Consider the following 17768-nt stretch of genomic DNA (forward strand, 5'->3'; position numbering starts at 1 on the left):
CCTGCTGACGGCTGGCCTGGGACTTGGCAATGGAATGCTTCTGCTGCGGTTCGACTGCCGTCACCGAGCGGCCGGACCGTACTGCGCGGGGGTACCGCCGGGTTCGCTGCCGAGACTGCGGCAAGCAGATCAACGAGCGCAGCGCTGGGCCGCTGAACCACACGCAGTACCCATCCGACGTCATCGCCCTAGTGGTGCTGTGGCGGCTTCGCTACCGCCTGACCCTGCGCGACTTAGCCGAGATGTTTCTCCAGCGCGGCATCGTGTTCAGCCATGAAGCTGTTCGTGACTGGGAGGCGAAGCTCGCACCGAGGCTGGCTGATGAGGTCCGCCGACGCCGGCACGGCAAGGGCGGCGCTTGTGGCCGACGCTGGCACGTGGATGAAACCTACCTGAAAGTGGGTGGCGGCTGGGCCTACCTGTACCGAGCCATCGACCGCGACGGCAATCTTGTCGACACCATGCTGAGTGAGCACCGCGACATGGCGGCGGCCCAAGCCTTCTTTCGCTCGGCAAGGTCGGTCACCGGCCAAGCCCCCGACCAGGTCACCACGGACGGGCACGGCTCCTACCCACGCGCGATCCGATCAACGCTCGGCCGGAGGGTCGTCCATCGCAACAGCGCCTATAAGAACAACAGACTGGAACAAGATCATCGGGGCGTTAAAGGCCGCATACGATGTATGCGTGGCTTCAAGAGCTTCGATGCGGCGAGGCGGTTCTGCAAAAGCTTCGACGAATTGCGCAACTTCCTTCGTCCCTGCACCCGCCACAACCAATACGTCTCTGCCCGCCGCCGTCGCCTGCTTCACCTCCGTCGTGCCACCACTGCGCTCGCTATTCTGGGCGCGGCGTAACCAAAACCCGGCCACCACCTCGCGTCGTCATGGTTGGCGCGAATGCTGACAGAACCGTTTGGCAGGTGGCGGCGAGGACGGGGGGCTGACGGCCCCCCGCCGAGGGTCAGGCGTTGCCGACCACCGGCCCCTCGGCGCGGCGCGACTGCCAGAGGGCGACGAAGTCGATCGGCGCCAGCATCACCGGCGGGAAGCCGCCCTCGCGCGTCACATCGGCGAGGATGTTGCGGGCGAAGGGGAAGAGCAGGCGCGGGCACTCGACCAGCAGCACCGGCTCCAGCTGCTCGGGCGGCACGTTCACGGTGAAGATGCCGCAATAGACCAGCTCGGCGATGAAGCAGGCCTTCCCCTCGGCCTGCGCATCGGCGCGGATTTGCAGCGAGACCTCGAAGACGTTGCCGCCTTCCTGGACGGGCCGGGCCTGGACGTCGAGCTGGAGGTCGACGCGCGGCTGCTCGCGCAGGGTGGCGAAGATTTCCGGCGCGCCCGGCACCTCGAAGGAGAGGTCCTTGGTGTACTGGATGTTCAGCACCAACGGGCCCTGCGGGGCCAGGTTGGGGTCGCCGTTCGGCTGGCCTTGGGGCTGATCGGACATGGGGGCGCCTTTCACGAAGAGGGGGCGGGGTAGCATGCCTCCCGCCGGGCTGTCAGGGCTTGACCGCGCTCGGATGCGGCTGGCGCCAGAGGATCGCCTCCGGCGCCGGGGCGGTCGGGTCGCAGCGGCGCCATTCGCCGTTCATCACCCGCTCGCCCGTCATCGCCAGGATGAAGCCCCAATGCGACACCACCAGCGTATCCCGCCAGTCTGGCAGGGCCGACATCTCGGCGCGGAACAGCGCGGCGCGGGCCTCGATGCCTTGGTCCGGCTCCTCCACCGCCGGCCACCAGACGTCGTCGATATGGGCGAAGTCGAGGCCAGGAAAGGCGATGGCCAGCTCGGTGCAGGGTGAGCCGATGTCGCAGGTGAAGGCGTAGCGCTCCCGCACCACCGGGTTCACCAGGACCGGAAGGCCGCGCTGCCGGGCGATGGGGGCGGCGGTCTGCAGGGCGCGGGTATAGGGCGAGGCGATGATGCGGGTAATGCGCTCGCCGGCCAGCGCCAGCACCGCCGCCTCGGCCTGCTCATGGCCGAGCGGGGTCAGTTTCGGGTCGGGGATGCCGGGGTCGCGCTTGGTTGCGGTGAAGTGGAGGTTGAACTCGCTCTGGCCATGGCGCAGCAGGATCACTGGCGTCTTCCTCCGGCGTTTCCGCCACTTGGCGTTTCCGCCACTTGGCGTTTCCGCCACTTCGGCGTTTCGGCTCCGGCGATAGCCGTGCCGCGGCGGCGCGGCAAGCCGCCTTCATGGTTCATTGTTTATGGCTCCGTCATCCTCCCGGCCGTTGCGGGGGAGGGGCCTCTCGCCTAGATAGGTGAAAAGGAGTTCATGATGACGGGCGGATTTCCGGTCGATCTGATCCTGTTCGCGATGATTGCGGCGTTCCTCGTGCTGCGGCTGCGGAGCGTGCTCGGCAAGCGCACCGGCTTCGAGCGACCGGTGCAGCCGGAGGCGCGTGCGGCCGGCTACGACCCGCGCGGCGGCACGATCGAAGGCGAGGCGGAGGAGGTGCCGGCTTCGGCCACTGCGGCGCGCAGCCGGCGGGTGATCCCCGATCCGCGCACGCCCCCTGGCCAGGCACTGGCGCGCATCGCCGAGGTGGATCGCGGCTTCGAGCCGAACCGCTTCCTCGACGGGGCGGAGTCGGCCTTCCGCATGATCGTCGCCGCTTTCGCCGCCGGCGACCGGCAGACGCTGCGCTCGCTGCTCTCGGACGACACCTATGCCGGCTTCGAGCAGGCCATCACGGCGCGGGAGAATGCCGGCGAGGCGCAGCGAACCGAACTGCGCGCGGTGCATGAGCTGGCGATCGAGGCGGCCGACCTGCGGGGCAGCGTCGCCGATGTCACCCTGCGCTTCGTCACCGACCAGATCAACCTGACCACCGGCCGCAACGGCGAGGTTGTGACGGGCAGCGATGCGGTGACTGAGCTGACCGATGTTTGGACCTTCCAGCGCGACCTGAGCCAGGCCGACCCGACCTGGAAGCTGGTCGCCACGCGCTCGGCCTGACGCGAGCCCTGTTCCTCCTCGGCCTCGCCCTGATGCTGGGCGGGGCAGGCTGGCCGGCGGATTGGCCGGGCGAGGCGCCGGAGGCGGCGCTGGCGCCCTTCCTCCGCTCCTGCGAAGCGCTGCGCAGCGGCCCGCCGGAATTCTCTGCTCCCTGGGCCGAGGCCTGCGCCGCGGCAGAGGCAGTGCCACCGGACGGCGCGGCCGCCTTCTTCGAGCGCTGGTTTGCACCGCATCCGCTGGGGGACGGCCTCGTCACCGGCTATTACGAGCCGGAGTTGCGTGGGGCCGAAGTGCCGGGCGGCGGCTATGCCGTGCCGCTTTTCGCCCTGCCGCCCGAGGGGCCGCTGCGGCTGCTGGACCGGGGCGCCATTGAGGCGGGTGGGCTCGAGGGGCAGGGGCTGGAACTCGCTTGGGTGGATGATCCGGTCGATGCCTTCTTCCTGCAGATCCAGGGCTCCGGCCGGATCGGCCTGCCGGATGGGCGGGTGCTGCGGCTCGGCTATGCCGGGCGGAACGCGCATCCCTACCGGCCGATCGGCCGCAGCCTGATCGAGCGCGGCGCCATCGCCCGCGAGGCGATGTCGATGCAGGCTATCCGCGCTTGGCTCGGTACCGCCCCGCCCGGGGAGGCGGCGGCGCTGCTGCGCGAGAACCCGGCCTATGTCTTCTTCCGTCCCATCGAGGGGCTCGATCCCGCAACTGGGCCCATCGGCACGCTCGGGGTGCCGCTGACGCCGGGCCGCTCGCTCGCCGTCGACGCCGGCATCGTGCCGCTCGGCGCGCCCCTCTTCCTGGACACGCGGGACCCGCTGGATGGGCACCCGATCCGCCGCATCGTCCTGGCGCAGGATACCGGTGGCGCGATCCGCGGCATGGCGCGCGGCGACCTGTTCTGGGGCTGGGGGGCGGAGGCCGCCGCACGGGCCGGGCCGATGCGGGAGCCGGCTCAACTGTTCCTGCTACTGCCCCGCTGACGGAGGGGTACAGTTTCGGCAACGGCGTCCTTCCGCCGGGGGCGGCGCGCGCCTAGATTGCGAAGATGCTCCAGACCCGTCCCCGCGTCGCGCTCTTCGTCACCTGCCTGGTCGACCTCTACCGGCCGAATGTCGGCTTCTCCGCCATCGCCCTGCTGGAGGAGGCGGGCTGTCAGGTGGAGGTGCCGCGGGCGCAGACCTGCTGCGGCCAGCCGGCCTACAACAGCGGCGACCGGCAGACGGCGAAGGACCTGGCGCGGGCCGTCATCGACGAGTTCCTGCATTACGACCACGTCGTCGTGCCGAGCGGGAGCTGCGGCGGGATGATCTCGCACCACTACCCGGCACTGTTCGACGACGACCCGGAGTACCGCGGCAAGGCGGAGGCGCTCGGCGCGAAGACGCATGAGCTGGTCTCCTTCCTGACCGACGTGCGGGGGATGGAGGGCGTCGCTGCACGCTTCGAGGGCGTCGTCACCTACCACGACAGCTGCTCGGGGCTCCGGGAGCTCGGGGTGAAGGCGCAGCCGCGGAAGCTCCTCGGCTCCATGCCGGGCGTCGTCGTCAAGGAGATGGCCGATGCCGAGATCTGCTGCGGCTTCGGCGGCACCTTTTGCGTGAAGTACCCCGAAATCTCGACCCGGATGGTGACCGACAAGGCGAAATCCATCGCGGCAACGGGGGCGGACACGCTCCTTGCCGGCGATCTCGGCTGCCTGCTCAACATGGCGGGTCGGCTGAAGCGGGAGGGCGTGCCGATGAAGGTGCGCCACGTGGCGGAAGTCCTGGCCGGGCGGACCGAGGAAGCCCCGGCGATCGGTGAGGTGTCATGAGCGCGGCGCTGAGGATCGATGTAGCGGACCCGTTGCAGGCGGAGGTGGCGGCGCATGGCTTCGCGCGACTGCCGGGGACGGCGCTGGAGGCGCGGCTCGGCCTGTTGCCCGAGGCGCTGGCGGAATTCGCCGCCAGCTGGGAGCGGCTGGAGACGGACCGCTTCATGGCCGATGGTGGCCGCTACCGGCGGCGGCGGCATGCCAATTTCGCCGCCCGCGCCGGCGTGGCAGGACATGTGCGGGGGCCGCACCGCCCGCATTTCCAGGCGGTCGTCCACAACAGCCTGAATGGCGGCGTGGAGCGCTGGTTCGCCCCGGTCGAGGATGCGGTGGGCGAGGGGCCGGTGCTGCACGCGCTGCTCGAGCTCGGCCGTTCGGTCGCCGATGCGGGGACGCCCGGCGCCGACTGGTTCGTCGAGATGCATCAGTTCCGCATCGAGGCGGCAGCCGGGGCGCCGGGCTTCCCGACGCCCGAGGGCGTCCACCATGACGGCGTCGATTACGTGCTCATCGGCATGATGGCGCGGACCAATCTCGAGGGTGGCGAAACGCTCGTCACCGACGATGCCGGGGCGGAGCTGGCGCGCTTCACCCTGCTCGAGCGGCTGGACACCGCCTTCATCGACGACCGCAGGGTGATGCATGGGGTGACGCCGGTGCAGCCGGTGGACCCGGCGCTGCCCTCCTGCCGGGACGTGCTGGTCATCACCTGGAAGCGCGCGGAGGGCTGAGCCGCCTCAGCGGTTGGCTGCCTTGTGCGTGCCGACATTCTCGTGCCACTCGATCGGCAGCCCGTCCCAGCTGGCGAGCTGCTTGCCGGGCCATTTGCGGCGGACATAGACCCGGAAGCCATCCGCCGTGGCCTCGACATAGCCTGACTTGCCGTCATTGAGCTTGAGGTGCTGGGCCAGCTCCTCCGCGCGTTCCTGCATGTAGCTGTCGGCCATGGGCTGATTCTCCTCGTCGGCGCCAGCTTGCCCGATCCGGCGGCGGAGGGGGCTACAAAGCCAGGTGTCCGATACCCCGAGGGCGGGCCATGATGGCGGCCTTCAGCCAAAGGGACCGCCTCGATGCAGCACCTTCCCTCCGAACTCTGGCGCTGGGATGCCGTGGACCTGGCCCGCGCCATCCGGCTGCGGGCGGTCTCGGCGCGAGAGGCGGTGCGGTCGGTGCTCGACCGCTGCGCGGCGGTGAACCCCAGCATCAATGCCGTCGTCCTGGTGCTGGAGGAGGAGGCGCTGGCGGCGGCCGATGCCGCCGATGCCGCCACCGCCCGCGGTGAGGCGGTGGGACCGCTGCATGGCGTGCCGGTGACGACCAAGATCAATGTCGACCAGAAGGGGCTGCCGAGCAGCAATGGCTGCGTCCCCTGGCGGGACCTGATCGCGCCGGAAGACAGTGCCGTCGTTGCCAATCTCCGCTCGGCGGGGGCGATCATCGTCGGGCGGACCAATACGCCGGCGCTGTCCATGCGCTGGTTCACCGAGAATGCGCTGCATGGGCGGACGCTCAACCCATGGAGTGCCGGGCATACGCCGGGCGGGTCCTCCGGCGGGGCCTCGGCGGCCTGCGCGGCGGGAATCGGGCCGATCGCCCATGGCAACGACCTCGGCGGCAGCGTGCGCTACCCGGCTTATGCCTGCGGAATCGCCGGCATCCGGCCGAGCTTCGGGCGCATCCCCGCCTTCAACCCGACCATGGCGACGGAGCGGCCGCTTTCTGGCCAGCTGATGTCGACCCAGGGGCCCTTGGCCCGGCGCGTGGCCGACCTGCGGGTGGCGCTGGCCGTCATGGCGCGGGGCGATGCGCGGGACCCGTGGTGGATGCCGGCACCGCTCGACGGCCCGCCGGTGCCGCGGCCGATCCGCGTCGCGCTCTCGGTCGACCCGGCCGGGACGGGGGTGCATCCGGAGGTTGCCGCGGCGGTGCGCCGGGCGGGCGAGATCCTGGCTGCCGCGGGCTATGCGGTGGAGGAGCGGGACCCGCCCGACTTCGCCGGGGCGGCACGGGACTGGGATGCCTTCGCCCATGGCGAGGCGCGGCTGTTCATGGGCGAGGTCTTTGCGCGCAATGCCGACCAGGGCGCGCAGGACACCTACCGCTACATGCTGGCGCATTGCCCGCCGACCGACCTCGACGGCTACATGCGCCTCGCCGCGCGGCGGACGACGCGACAGCGGGACTGGGCGCGCTTCATGGCGGAGGTGCCGCTGGTGCTCTGCCCGGTCTCCGGCGAGCCGCCCTTCCCGCAGGGGCTGGACGTGGCGGGGCAGCAGGGCTTCGATTCGGTCTACCGGGCGCAGCAGCCGCTACTGGCGACGCCGCTGCTCGGCCTGCCCAGCGTTTCCGTGCCAACGGGATTGACGGCGGACGGCCTGCCGATGGGCGTGCAGGTCATCGCGCCGCGATGGCGGGAAGACCTGGCGCTGGACGCGGCCGAGGTCGTGGAAGCAGCGTGTCCTATGCCGATGCCACAGATCGGCTAACGCCGGGCGGGAACCGGGGGAAGCTTTCCCCCCGGCGGAGGCGCGGGGGCAGAGCCCCCGCCTTACCGGAACACCGGTGGCGCATCATCTTCCGGCAGGTCGGGCAGCGGCACCTCGATCCGCACCGTGCTCGGATCGACGCCCGTGCCCTTGTCGATCCAGTAGGTCACGCTCTGCGGCCAGAAGATGACGATGGCGACGAGCACCAGCTGCAGGAACACCCAGGGGACGGCACCCCAGTAGATGTCGCTGCTCCGGACCTCCTTCGGCGCGATGCCGCGCAGGTAGAAGAGCGCGAAGCCGAAGGGCGGGTGCATGAAGCTGGTCTGCATGTTCACGCAGATCAGCACGCCGAACCAGACGAGATCGATGCCGAGCTTGGCCGCAACGGGCGCCAGCAGCGGGATGACGATGAAGGCGATCTCGAAGAAGTCGAGGAAGAAGGCCAGGAAGAAGATGAAGATGTTGACCGCGATGAGGAAGCCGGTCGCCCCGCCGGGCAGCTTCATCAGCATGTGCTCGATCCAAAGCGAGCCGTCGACGCCCTGGAAGACCAGGCTGAACACCGTCGCGCCGATCAGGATGAAGATCACCATGGCGGTGATCCGCATGGTGTTCTCCATCGCCTGGCGCAGCAGCGGCCAGGTGAAGCGGCCGTTGACCCAGGCGAGGCCGATGGCGCCGACCGCGCCCATCGCACCCGCCTCGGTCGGCGTGGCGAGGCCGAGGAAGATGGTGCCGAGCACGAGGAAGATCAGCACGATGGAGGGCACCATGCCCTTCGCCACGCGCCAGATCAGCGGCCAGCCGCGCTGGCTCAGCGCCTCGTCGGGCAGCGGCGGCACCTTGTGGGGCGCGAAGATGCTGACGCCGGCGATGAAGAGGATGAAGAGCAGAACCTGGAGGATGGAGGGCCCGATGGCGCCGGCATACATGTCGCCGACCGACTTGCCGAGCTGGTCGCCGAGGACGATCAGCACGAGCGAGGGCGGGATGACCTGGGTGATGGTGCCGGAGGCCGCGATCACGCCCGTGGCGATCCGCATGTCGTAGCCGTAGCGCATCATGATGGGCAGCGAGATCATGCCCATGGCGATGACGGAGGCGGCGACCGTGCCGGTGATCGCGCCGAGCACCGCGCCGACCAGGATGACGGCATAAGCCAGGCCGCCCGGGATCTTGCCGAAGAGCTGGCCGGTGCCTTCCAGCAGGTCCTCGGCGAGGCCGCATCGCTCGAGGATGGCGCCCATCAAAGTGAAGAAGGGGATCGAGAGCAGCAGGTCGTTCTGCACGATCCCGAAGACCCGGAGCGGCAGGTTGCCCAGATAGGCGGGCGTGAAGAAGCCGAGCTCGATCGAGAGGAAGCCGAAGAACAGCCCGGTCGCGGCCAGGCTGAAGGCCACCGGGAAGCCGATCAGCAGGAAGACGACCAGCCCGCCGAACATCAGCGGGGCCATCACGTCCATGTCGAGGGTCATGGGATCTGTCGGTCCTGGTTCACTGCTCGGGGCGATGGTACTCGACCACCACCTCGGCCGCCGGGCGGATGCCGCGCAACAGGGCGATGCGCTTGATGAGTTCCGAGAGGCCCTGCAAGGTCAGCAGCACGAAGCCGACGGGCAGCAGCAGCTTCACCGGCCAGCGGAGCAGGCCGCCGGCATTGGGGCTGCCCTCGTCGCGCACCCAGCTGTCGAGGAAGAAGGGCCAGGTCATCCAGGCCAGCAGGGTGACCGCCGGCAGCATGAAGAAGATGAAGCCGAAGACGTCGATCCAGAGCCGCGTCCGCTCCGAGACATTGCCGTAGAGCAGGTCGACGCGGACATGCTCGTTGCGGAACAGCGTGTAGGAGGCGCCGAGCAGCACGATGGCGCCGAAGAGGTACCACTGCACCTCCAGCCAGGCATTGGAGCTGTAGGAGACGCCATAGCGCACGAAGGCATTGCCGGCGCTGATGAGGCAGGCAAGCAGCACCGCCCAGTCGGCCAGCTTGCCGACGGCGGTGTTGAGCTTGTCGACACCCCGGCTGAAGGCGATCAGTGGACCCATGGATAGCGGACTCCGCGAGCGCCTTCAGCGGCGCTGCTGCTGTTCCTGCGCCTGCATGAAGTAGCCGAAATTGTCAAAGGTGCTCTCGGCGACGCGGAACCACTGGTACTGCGAGTCGCGGAAGGCGCGCCAGTGCTCGTAGACCTTCTTGAAGTTCGCGTTCCTGGCCGCGGTCTCGTCATAGAGCTCGAAGGCGGACTTGTAGCAGGCCTGCATCACCTCGCGCGGGAAGGCGCGGAGCTGGGTGCCGGCGCCGATCAGCCGGCGAAGCGCCTGCGGGTTCTGCACGTCGTACTTGGCCATGGTCTCGATGGTGCTGTCGCGGCAGGCGCTTTCCAGCGCCTCCTTGTAGAGTTGCGGCAGCTCCTCGTACTTCGCCTTCGCGATGTAGAAGGAGAGGTTGAGCGAGCCCTCCCACCAGCCCGGATAGTAGTAGTAGGGCGCGACGCGGTTGAAGCCGAGCTTCTCGTCGTCATAGGGGCCGATCCACTCGGCGGCGTCGATGGTACCCTTCTCGAGCGCCGGGTAGATGTCGCCGCCGGCGATCTGCTGCGGCACCACGCCGAGCTTCTGCAGCACGTTGCCGGCGAAGCCGCCGACGCGGAACTTCAGGCCCGAGAGATCCTGGACGGTCTTGATCTCCTTGCGGAACCAGCCGCCCATCTGGGCGCCGGTGTTGCCCGCCGGGAGGGAGACGATGTTGTAGCCCTCGAAGAACTCCTTCAGCACCTCGCGCCCGCCGCCGGCCTGCAGCCAGGCATTGATCTGGCGCATGTTGAGGCCGAAGGGCACGGCGCCGTCGAAGGCGAAGGTCGGGTCCTTGCCGACGAAGTAGTAGCTGGCGGTATGTGCCGCCTCCACCGTGCCGTTCTGCACCGCATCGGCGACGGCGAGGCCGGGGACCAGTTCGCCGGCGGCGAAGACGCGGATCTGGAACTTGTTGTCCGTCAGCGCGGCGACGCGCTTCGCCACATGCTCGCCCGCGCCGTAGATCGTATCCAGCGACTTAGGGAAGGAGGAGGCGCAGCGCCAGCGGACTTCCGGCATGGCCTGGGCGATGGCGGGCGTAGCCAAGGCCAGCGTGCCGGCAGCGGCGGCGCCGGCGAACAACCCTCGACGATCCATGGTCTTTCCTGTTCCCCGGGACGAGTCCTGAATTCTAGCGCCAGCGGCGCCCGGCGCGTCTCTATCCTGTCGTTGCACGAAAGTTAAGGCACGATTTACGGACGCCGTGCCATGGCAGGCGGAATGGCCCCTTCGCGCCGGTCGCGAGGCCGGGCTAGACTGCCGCCCGTGCAAGCCTCGCCCTGCCCCCTGTGCTGACGGCGCTCGCCCTCGGCCTAGCCCTGCTCGGCCTGCTGGCCGGGGTCGCCCTGGTGCCGGCCGGCCGCTGGGCCGGGCCGGTGGTGCTGGGGGGCAGCGCTCTCCTCTCGGCCGGCTTCGCCCTGCTGGCGATCGGGGCGCTGGCCATCGGTCTGCCGGAGGGCGTGCTGGTGCTGCCCTTTGGCCCGGCCTGGGCCGGCATGAGCCTGGCGCTCGACGGGCTTTCGGCCTGGTTCCTCCTGCTGCTGGGGCTGGTCGGGTCCTCTGCCTCGGTCTTCGCGCTCGGCGGGCCGAGGCAGGGGCTGGTGGCCTGGCCGCTGTTCCTCGGCGGGATGGGGCTCGCCCTGCTGGGGGCGGACGGCTTCACGCTGCTGCTTGGCTTCGAGCTGATGTCGCTCGCCTCCTGGGCACTGGTCGCGCTTGATCATCGGGAGGCTGCCAGCCGTGAGGCGGCGCGGCTCTATCTCGTCTTCGCGGCGCTGGCGGGAGCCTGCCTGGTGCCGGCCTTCGGCCTGCTTGGCGCGCTCGACTTCGCCGCGATCCGCGCGGCGCCGCCCGAGGGCTGGCGGGCGGTTGCCGTGCTGGCGCTCGGCCTCATCGGCGCCGGGGCGAAGGCGGGGCTGGTGCCGCTGCATCTCTGGCTGCCGCTCGCCCATCCAGCGGCGCCCTCGCCGGCCTCGGCGCTGATGTCCGGGGTCATGACCAAGCTTGCGCTCTACGTGCTGGCGCGGCTGTTGCTCGACCTCTGCGGGCCGGTGCAGCCGGGCTGGTGGGGCGTGCCGCTCCTGGCGGCGGGTGCCGCCTCGGCCCTGCTCGGCGCGCTCAGGGCCAATCTCGAGGAGGATGCCAAGGTGGCGCTGGCCTGCTCGACCATCGAGAATGTCGGGCTGGTGACCATGGCGCTCGGCCTCGCCCTGCTGTTTCGCGGGGCCGATCTTGGGCCGATGGCGGCGCTCGCGGCCGGGGCGGCGCTGCTGCATGCCATGGCGCATGGGTTGTTTAAGACATTGCTCTTCCTTGTCGCCGGCGCCGTGCAGCATGCGGCGGGCAGCCGGCGGCTGGACCGGCTGGGGGGCCTGATCCATGCCATGCCGCGGACGACGCTGCTGGCCCTGATCGGCCTCGGCGCCGCGGCCGCGCTGCCGCCGCTCTCCGGCTTCGCCAGCGAATGGCTGCTGCTGCAGGCGCTGCTCGGCGGCTGGCGGCTGGGCGAGATCGGCCTGCAGGTGGCGGCCGCCGCGGCGCTGGCACTGGCCGCCATGGCGGTGGCGCTGGCGGCGGCGGCGATGCTGCGGCTCTTCGGCCTCGCCTTTCTCGGCCGGCCACGAAGCCCGCGCGGGGCAGGGGCGCGCGAGGCCAACCGCTTCGAGCTGGCGGGGATGGCGGTGCCGGCCGTGCTCACCCTGCTGATCGGGCTGTTCCCCGGGCTGGCGCTGGCGCTCGCCGCGCCCGGCATCCGGGTTCTGGTGGGCCCAGCGGCGATGCCGCCCGTGGTCGGGCTGGCGGTCGGCGCAGGGGAGGGGCATTCGGCCTATGCGCCGCTGGTCGTGCTGCTGCTGCTCGGCCTCGTGCTGGTCCTGCTCTGGCTGGTGGTGCGCCGGCGTTCGCCCGCCCTGGCCGAGCGCGGGCCGGCCTGGAATGGCGGCTTCATCGACCCACCCCCGGAATTCGTCTTCGGCGATCCGCTGAGCCAGCCCTCGGCCGCCGGCATGGCGCAGCCGCTGCGGCGGATGCTGGGCGGCAGCCTGCTCGCGGGGCGCGAGGCGGTGACGATGCCGCCGCCCGGCGATACGCGCCCGGCCCGGCTGGAGGCCGGCTTCGAGGATCGCGCCGCGCTCGCCCTGCCGGTGCCGGCCGCGCGGCTGCGCGACGCCATTGCCGATCAGGTGGAGCGGCTGCGCGGCCTCACCCTCCGCGGTTCGCTCTCGCTCGGCTTCGCCACGCTGGTCGGGCTGCTGGCGCTGCTGGCCTGGCTGGAGGCACGCTGAATGCTCGTGCTCGGCGCGGTCCTCACCCAGATCCTGCATATCGCGCTGATGCTGGGGGCGGCGCCGTTGGCGGTCGGGCTGATCCGCTGGCTGAAGGCGCGGATGATGGGGCGGCGCGGCGCCTCGCCGCTGCAGCCCTTCCGCGACCTCGCCAAGCTTTGCGCCAAGCGCCCGCTGCTCGCGGACAACGCCTCCGTCGTCAGCGAAGCGGCGCCTTACCTGGCGCTGGCCGCCACGCTGGTCGCCGCGTCCCTGGTGCCGGGCTTCGCACGGGGGATGGCCTTTGCCTCGGCCGCCGATCTCGTGCTGGTGGCCGGGCTGCTGGCGCTGGCGCGGATGGCGCTCGCCCTCAACGGCATGGATGCGGGCACGGCCTTCGGCGGCATGGGCGCGGCGCGGGAAATGAGCTTCGCCGTTTTCGCCGAGCCGGCGCTGCTGGTTTCGGCGCTGAGCTTCGCCATCCTCGCCGGCACCACCAATCTCGACCAGATCGGTGCGGTGTTCCGCGACGGGGCGCTCGGCCTCCGGATCTCGCTCGGCCTTGCCGCGGTGGCGATGGGGGCGGTGGCGCTGGCGGAGAATGCGCGCGTGCCGGTCGACAACCCGGCGACGCATCTCGAACTCACCATGGTGCATGAGGCGATGCTGCTGGAGGCTTCGGGGCGGCACCTGGCGCTCTGGGAGTACCAGGCAGGGCTGAAGCTGACCCTCTGGCTTGCGCTGATCGCAGCGGTCTTCCTCCCCTTCGGCGCGGCGCCGGCGGGCAGCGGGCCGCTTGCCTGGCTGGTCGGGCTGCTGGCCTGGGGTGCGAAGATGGGTGGGCTCTGCTTGGCCCTCGCCGTCTTCGAAGGGGCGATCGCCAAGATGCGGGTCTTCCGCGTGCCGGAATTCCTCGGCGCGGCACTGTTGCTGGCACTGCTGGCGGCGGCGCTGCTCTTCGTCTCGACAGGGTTTGCCTGATGGGCTTCGGTCAACTGCCGTACGATGTCGCGCATCTTCTGGGGGGCGGGATACTGCTGCTCTCCTTCATGCTGCTCTACCAGCGGCGGGTCGCGGCGGTGGTGAGCGTGCTTGCCGCGCAGGGCGGGCTGCTGGCGCTGGCGGCGGCCTGGCAGGGCTTCGTCCAGGGCGCGCCGCAGCTCTACCTGACGGCGCTGATCGCGGCGGTGGCGAAGGCGGTGTGCATCCCGCTCGCGCTGCGCTGGACGATCCGCCGGCTCGCCCTGGCGCGCGGGGTGGATGCGGCGCTCGGCATCGGGCCGAGCCTCATGGCCGGGGTGGCGCTGGTGGCGCTCGCCATCATGGTGGCGCTGCCGGTCACCACGGCCGCGCAGGCCCTGGCGCGGGAGGATCTGGCGGTGGCCCTTTCCATCGTGCTGCTCGGGATGCTGATGATGATCACCCGGCGCAACGCCATACTTCAGGTCGTTGGGCTGATGAGCCTCGAGAACGGCCTGGTGCTGGCGGCCGTCGGCGTCGCCGGCATGCCGCTGGTGGTGGAGCTCTCAACCGCAGCTCTAGTGATGGTGCTGCTGGTGGTGGCGGGGGTCTTCGTCTTCCAGATGCGGGAGCGGCTCGACAGCCTCGACATCGCCCTGCTGCACCCGCATCGCGGGGAACGCGAGTGATGCCGCTCGCCTGGCTCCTCGTCCTGCTGCCCTGGGCGGGGGCTGCGGCGCTTGGCTTCCTGCCGCGGGAGCGGGTGGCGGCGCTCGCCAACTGCGGTGTGTCGGGCATCACCTTCCTCCTTGCCCTGCTGCTGCTCGCGGAACCGCAGGAGGTTACGGGCTGGACGCGGCTCGATGCGCTGAACCTGCCGCTGCTGCTGCTCGCCTCCTTGATCGGCCTGACGACGGCGATCTACTCGCTCGGCGCCATCGCCGATGAGGGGCTCGACCCCCGCCGGCTGCGCGCCTTCCACGTCGCCTTCCAGCTCTTCATGGGGGCGCAGGCGCTGGCGCTGCTGGCCGACGATCTTGGCGTGATGTGGGTGGCGATCGAGGTGGCGACGCTTGCCAGCGTGTTGATGGTCGGCCTGCACGGCACGCCGGCGGCGATCGAGGCGGCGTGGAAATTCTTCATCCTCTGCGGCGTCGGCATCGCGCTCGCCCTGCTTGGCACCATCATCCTCTACCTCGCGGCGCAGCCGGTGCTGGGCGAGGGAGGTGGGCTTTCCTGGGCGGCGCTGCGGGCGGTTGCGGCGCGCTGCGATCCGGGCGTGCTGAACCTCGCCTTCGTCTTCCTCCTGGTCGGCTACGGCACCAAGGCGGGCCTGGTCCCGCTGCATGCGTGGTTGCCGGATGCCGAGGCGGAGGGCCCCATCGCCATCTCCGCCGTGCTTTCCGGCCTGTTGCTGAATGCCGCGCTGCTGGCGGTGCTGCGGGCGAAGGCGATCGTCGGCGCGCATCCCGAGGCGGTGCAGCCGGGGGCGCTGCTGCTTGGCTTCGGCCTCGCCTCCGTGCTCGTCGCCGCCTTCGCGCTCTGGCGGCGGCGCGATGCGCGGCGCTTCTTCGCCTGGAGTAGCATCCTGCACATGGGCCTCGCCACGACCGGCTTCGGCTTCGGCGGTGCGGCGGGCAACCTCGCCGGGCTGTTGCACATGCTCGGGCATTCGCTGACGAAATCGGCGGTCTTCTTCGGCATCGGCGCGGCGGTGCGGCTGCGCGGCTCGCAGCGGATCACCGATCTCGGCGGGCTCTGCATCGCCGCGCCGCGGCTCGGCTGGGCGTTGGCCATCGGCATCGCGGCGGTGGCGGGGCTGCCGCCCTTCGCCCTCTTCGCCAGCGAATACCTGCTGGTGTCGGAGGCGGCGGCGGGCCACCCCTGGGCGATCCTGCCGCTCGGCCTCGGCCTGCTGGTGGCGGTGGCGGCGAAGGTGCAGACGCTGCAGGCGCTCTGCTTCGGCGATCCGCCGCCGGACCGTGCGACCGGGAAGGTGGATTGGACGAGCCTCGGCCCGATCTGGGCGCATCTGCTGCTGGCGCTGCTGCTCGGCATGGTGCTGCCGGGGCCGCTGCGGGCGATGCTCGGCGAGGCGGCGGGGGTGGCGGGATGAGCGAGGCGCTGCTGCGGCTGGTCCGCCACGGGCAGGAACAGGGCTGCCGGCCGCATCAGCGCTACCTGCTCGACCGCGGGCAATGGGCGGCGCTGGCCGCGGCGATCGGCGAGGACGAGGGCGTGGCGCTGCTCGGCCTCTGGGCTGATCCGGCGCAGGTGCATGCGGCGCTGCTGGCGGAGGAGACGATCTTCACCGCTTCCTGCGCGGTGCCGGAGGGGCGCTATGCGGCGCTCTCGCCGGTGCGGCCGGGCGCGGTGCGGTTCGAGCGGATGATCCGCGACCTTTGGGGCCATGTCGCCGAGGGCGGGCTGGACCAGCGGCCCTGGCTCGACCATGGGCGCTGGCCGCTGACCGGCCCGCTGTCAGCCCGGCCGGCGCCGCACTCGATGCTGCCGCCGCAGCCCGTCTTCCTCCCCGTCGAGGGCGAGGGCATCCACCAGATCCCGGTCGGGCCGGTCCATGCCGGGGTGATCGAGCCGGGGCATTTCCGCTTTCATGTCCAGGGCGAGGCGGTGGTGCGGCTGGAGGCGCGGCTCGGCTACGTGCACAAGGGGCATATCGGTCTGATGCTGGGCAAGCCGGCACAGGTCGCGGCGCGCTTGGCCGCCCGGCTCTCGGGCGATTCGACTGTGGCGCATGGCTGGGCGTTTGCCCAGGCGGTGGAGGCGGCGCTTGGCCTCGAACCCCCGCCGCGCGCGCTCGCCTTGCGGGCGCTGATGGCGGAGCTGGAGCGGCTGCACAACCACCTGAACGATTGGGGGGCGATCTGCAACGATGCCGGTTTCGCCTGGCTGCATGCCCGGGCCGGGGCGCTGCGCGAGGCGGTGCTGCGCGCCGCCGCCACCGCCTTCGGCCACCGGCTGATGATGGACCGCGTGGTGCCGGGCGGCGTCACCGACGACCTGATGCCGGCAGGCTCGGCCGCCATCGGCGCCGCCCTCGACGCGGTGGAGGCGGAGCTGCCGCGGCTCGGCGCCGTCTATGGCAGCCATGCGAGCCTCGCCGATCGCCTGGTCGGTACGGGCGTGATCGCGCCGTCGCTGGTCCGCCTCTTCGCCGCCGGCGGGGTGGTGGGCCGCGCCTCCGGCCGGGGCTTCGACGTGCGGCACCGGCCGGGCTATCCGCCCTATGTGCCGTCCGAGCCGGGGATGCTGGAGGCGGGCGATGTGGATGCGCGAACCCGGCTCCGCATGACGGAGATGGAGGGGGCGATCCGCCTCGCGCGTGGGCTGATCGAGGCGTTGCCGCCCGGCGAGCTCACCCTGCCGCTGCCGCAGCGGGGCGGGGAGGGGCTTGGCATGGTCGAAGGCTTCCGCGGCGACTGCCTGCACTGGGTGGCGCTGGACGAAGCCGGGCTGGTGCGCGCGGTCTTCCCGCGCGATCCGTCCTGGCTGCTTTGGCCGCTGCTCGAGGCGGCGATCGAGGGCAACATCCTGGCCGACTTCCCACTCATCAACAAAAGCATCAACGCCTCCTACAGCGGGGTGGACCTGTGAGGGAGGGCTGGCGCCGCCTGCTTTGGCCGCGGCTGGCGCGCGCGCTGGTCTCGCCGCCGCTGACCGATGCACCGCCGGTGCCGCCGGAGGAGCTGGTGCAGGCCCTGGTGGCGCGGCTGGAGGCGGCGGCGCAGGCGCGGCTCGGGCGCAGCCTTGCCATTCGCCAGGTGGATGCCGGCTCCTGCAACGGCTGCGAACTCGAGATGAGCGCCATGCAGAACGTGGTCTATGACCTGGAGCGCTTCGGCCTCCGCTTCGTCGCCAGCCCGCGCCATGCCGACGTGCTGCTGGTCACCGGCCCGCTGACCCGCAACATGCGCGAGGCGCTGCTGCGCACGGCGGAATGCACGCCCGAGCCGAGATGGGTGGTGGCGGCCGGGGATTGCGCCGTGGATGGCGGCATCTTCAAGGGCAGCTACGCGGTGGAGGGCGGCATCGAGGCGGCGCTGCCGGTCGACCTGCTCATTCCCGGCTGCCCGCCGACGCCGGCGCAGTTGCTGGAGGGGATGCTGGCGCTGCTGGAAGCCCAGGGCGGGAGGTAAAAAAACGGGCCGGCCGGAGGTCCGGCCGGCCCGGTGGCTGCCTTTCACGGGCGGCCA

18 protein-coding genes are annotated in these 17768 nt (G+C 71.0%); 12 read left to right on the plus strand and 6 right to left on the minus strand.

Annotated features, from left to right (window positions below):
* Positions 1 to 29 precede the first annotated feature (29 nt).
* Positions 30 to 857: an IS6 family transposase gene (locus LH62_RS17550; RefSeq protein ID WP_043363365.1), complete on the plus strand. Its 828-nt coding sequence runs from the start codon at positions 30 to 32 to the stop codon at positions 855 to 857.
* A gap of 106 nt (positions 858 to 963) precedes the next feature.
* Here the strand turns inward: LH62_RS17550 and secB are convergent, their stop codons facing one another.
* Together secB and LH62_RS17560 are read right to left on the minus strand one after the other, a co-directional pair.
* A complete protein-coding gene (secB, locus tag LH62_RS17555) occupies positions 964 to 1452 on the minus strand; it encodes a protein-export chaperone SecB (RefSeq protein WP_052214631.1) in 489 nt (162 codons plus the stop codon).
* 52 nt (positions 1453 to 1504) lie between these two features.
* Positions 1505 to 2083 (minus strand): histidine phosphatase family protein, encoded by a 579-nt coding sequence (locus tag LH62_RS17560; protein WP_043363373.1) that lies wholly within the window; start codon positions 2081 to 2083, stop codon positions 1505 to 1507.
* A 201-nt stretch (positions 2084 to 2284) separates the two neighbouring features.
* On the opposite strand from LH62_RS17560, the gene LH62_RS17565 reads away from it, so the two are divergent.
* From LH62_RS17565 to LH62_RS17580, 4 genes are all read left to right on the plus strand, one after another.
* The gene (locus LH62_RS17565; protein ID WP_043366055.1) at positions 2285 to 2965 is read left to right on the plus strand and encodes a Tim44/TimA family putative adaptor protein; all 681 of its coding nucleotides are present in this window, start codon (positions 2285 to 2287) and stop codon (positions 2963 to 2965) included.
* 32 nt (positions 2966 to 2997) lie between these two features.
* Complete coding sequence (locus LH62_RS17570) at positions 2998 to 3939, plus strand: murein transglycosylase A (RefSeq protein ID WP_052214632.1); 942 nt, start codon at positions 2998 to 3000, stop codon at positions 3937 to 3939.
* Between the two features lie 65 nt (positions 3940 to 4004).
* Entirely contained in the window at positions 4005 to 4772 is a 768-nt protein-coding gene (locus tag LH62_RS17575) for a (Fe-S)-binding protein (RefSeq protein ID WP_043363376.1), read from the plus strand.
* Entirely contained in the window at positions 4769 to 5503 is a 735-nt protein-coding gene (locus tag LH62_RS17580) for a 2OG-Fe dioxygenase family protein (RefSeq protein ID WP_052214633.1), read from the plus strand. Before LH62_RS17575 ends, LH62_RS17580 begins: the two co-directional genes overlap by 4 nt.
* Before the next feature lie 6 nt (positions 5504 to 5509).
* Here the strand turns inward: LH62_RS17580 and LH62_RS17585 are convergent, their stop codons facing one another.
* A complete protein-coding gene (locus tag LH62_RS17585) occupies positions 5510 to 5719 on the minus strand; it encodes a hypothetical protein (RefSeq protein WP_043335862.1) in 210 nt (69 codons plus the stop codon).
* Between the two features lie 123 nt (positions 5720 to 5842).
* On the opposite strand from LH62_RS17585, the gene LH62_RS17590 reads away from it, so the two are divergent.
* Complete coding sequence (locus LH62_RS17590; protein ID WP_043363379.1) at positions 5843 to 7258, plus strand: amidase family protein; 1416 nt, start codon at positions 5843 to 5845, stop codon at positions 7256 to 7258.
* Positions 7259 to 7320: 62 nt separating this feature from the next.
* Here LH62_RS17590 and LH62_RS17595 read toward each other — a convergent pair whose 3' ends face one another.
* Genes LH62_RS17595 through LH62_RS17605 form a run of 3 tightly spaced genes read right to left on the minus strand, consistent with a single transcriptional unit; the run spans position 7321 to position 10429 of the window.
* A complete protein-coding gene (locus tag LH62_RS17595) occupies positions 7321 to 8736 on the minus strand; it encodes a TRAP transporter large permease subunit (RefSeq protein ID WP_201445529.1) in 1416 nt (471 codons plus the stop codon).
* A gap of 19 nt (positions 8737 to 8755) precedes the next feature.
* Positions 8756 to 9304 (minus strand): TRAP transporter small permease subunit, encoded by a 549-nt coding sequence (locus tag LH62_RS17600; RefSeq protein ID WP_043363380.1) that lies wholly within the window; start codon positions 9302 to 9304, stop codon positions 8756 to 8758.
* 24 nt (positions 9305 to 9328) lie between these two features.
* Positions 9329 to 10429: a TRAP transporter substrate-binding protein gene (locus tag LH62_RS17605; RefSeq protein WP_043363381.1), complete on the minus strand. Its 1101-nt coding sequence runs from the start codon at positions 10427 to 10429 to the stop codon at positions 9329 to 9331.
* Between the two features lie 191 nt (positions 10430 to 10620).
* Here LH62_RS17605 and LH62_RS17610 point away from each other — a divergent pair, with 191 nt between their 5' ends.
* From LH62_RS17610 to LH62_RS17635, 6 genes are read left to right on the plus strand one after another with little or no spacing between them, the layout of a single operon-like run.
* Complete coding sequence (locus LH62_RS17610; RefSeq protein WP_052214634.1) at positions 10621 to 12615, plus strand: proton-conducting transporter membrane subunit; 1995 nt, start codon at positions 10621 to 10623, stop codon at positions 12613 to 12615.
* Positions 12616 to 13575: a respiratory chain complex I subunit 1 family protein gene (locus LH62_RS17615; RefSeq protein ID WP_043363382.1), complete on the plus strand. Its 960-nt coding sequence runs from the start codon at positions 12616 to 12618 to the stop codon at positions 13573 to 13575.
* Positions 13575 to 14243 (plus strand): hydrogenase-4 component E, encoded by a 669-nt coding sequence (locus LH62_RS17620; protein ID WP_043363384.1) that lies wholly within the window; start codon positions 13575 to 13577, stop codon positions 14241 to 14243. Before LH62_RS17615 ends, LH62_RS17620 begins: the two co-directional genes overlap by 1 nt.
* The gene (locus LH62_RS17625) at positions 14243 to 15670 is read left to right on the plus strand and encodes a proton-conducting transporter membrane subunit (protein WP_043363386.1); all 1428 of its coding nucleotides are present in this window, start codon (positions 14243 to 14245) and stop codon (positions 15668 to 15670) included. Before LH62_RS17620 ends, LH62_RS17625 begins: the two co-directional genes overlap by 1 nt.
* The gene (locus LH62_RS17630; protein ID WP_043363388.1) at positions 15667 to 17169 is read left to right on the plus strand and encodes a hypothetical protein; all 1503 of its coding nucleotides are present in this window, start codon (positions 15667 to 15669) and stop codon (positions 17167 to 17169) included. The genes LH62_RS17625 and LH62_RS17630 overlap by 4 nt, the downstream gene beginning before the upstream one ends.
* Entirely contained in the window at positions 17166 to 17711 is a 546-nt protein-coding gene (locus LH62_RS17635) for an NADH-quinone oxidoreductase subunit NuoB (protein WP_052214635.1), read from the plus strand. Before LH62_RS17630 ends, LH62_RS17635 begins: the two co-directional genes overlap by 4 nt.
* The last annotated feature ends 57 nt before the right edge of the window (positions 17712 to 17768 follow it).

This window comes from Belnapia sp. F-4-1 (assembly GCF_000802185.1).
GTDB lineage: Bacteria > Pseudomonadota > Alphaproteobacteria > Acetobacterales > Acetobacteraceae > Belnapia.

Bases quoted from the DNA above. Each gene is read 5' to 3' on its own strand.
- LH62_RS17550 (WP_043363365.1), top strand. From the start codon at position 30: ATGGAATGCTTCTGCTGCGGTTCGACTGCCGTCACCGAGCGGCCGGAC.
- secB (WP_052214631.1), bottom strand. From the start codon at position 1,452: ATGTCCGATCAGCCCCAAGGCCAGCCGAACGGCGACCCCAACCTGGCC.
- LH62_RS17565 (WP_043366055.1), top strand. From the start codon at position 2,285: ATGACGGGCGGATTTCCGGTCGATCTGATCCTGTTCGCGATGATTGCG.
- LH62_RS17570 (WP_052214632.1), top strand. From the start codon at position 2,998: ATGCTGGGCGGGGCAGGCTGGCCGGCGGATTGGCCGGGCGAGGCGCCG.
- LH62_RS17575 (WP_043363376.1), top strand. From the start codon at position 4,005: ATGCTCCAGACCCGTCCCCGCGTCGCGCTCTTCGTCACCTGCCTGGTC.
- LH62_RS17580 (WP_052214633.1), top strand. From the start codon at position 4,769: ATGAGCGCGGCGCTGAGGATCGATGTAGCGGACCCGTTGCAGGCGGAG.
- LH62_RS17585 (WP_043335862.1), bottom strand. From the start codon at position 5,719: ATGGCCGACAGCTACATGCAGGAACGCGCGGAGGAGCTGGCCCAGCAC.
- LH62_RS17590 (WP_043363379.1), top strand. From the start codon at position 5,843: ATGCAGCACCTTCCCTCCGAACTCTGGCGCTGGGATGCCGTGGACCTG.
- LH62_RS17595 (WP_201445529.1), bottom strand. From the start codon at position 8,736: ATGACCCTCGACATGGACGTGATGGCCCCGCTGATGTTCGGCGGGCTG.
- LH62_RS17600 (WP_043363380.1), bottom strand. From the start codon at position 9,304: ATGGGTCCACTGATCGCCTTCAGCCGGGGTGTCGACAAGCTCAACACC.
- LH62_RS17605 (WP_043363381.1), bottom strand. From the start codon at position 10,429: ATGGATCGTCGAGGGTTGTTCGCCGGCGCCGCCGCTGCCGGCACGCTG.
- LH62_RS17615 (WP_043363382.1), top strand. From the start codon at position 12,616: ATGCTCGTGCTCGGCGCGGTCCTCACCCAGATCCTGCATATCGCGCTG.
- LH62_RS17620 (WP_043363384.1), top strand. From the start codon at position 13,575: ATGGGCTTCGGTCAACTGCCGTACGATGTCGCGCATCTTCTGGGGGGC.
- LH62_RS17625 (WP_043363386.1), top strand. From the start codon at position 14,243: ATGCCGCTCGCCTGGCTCCTCGTCCTGCTGCCCTGGGCGGGGGCTGCG.
- LH62_RS17630 (WP_043363388.1), top strand. From the start codon at position 15,667: ATGAGCGAGGCGCTGCTGCGGCTGGTCCGCCACGGGCAGGAACAGGGC.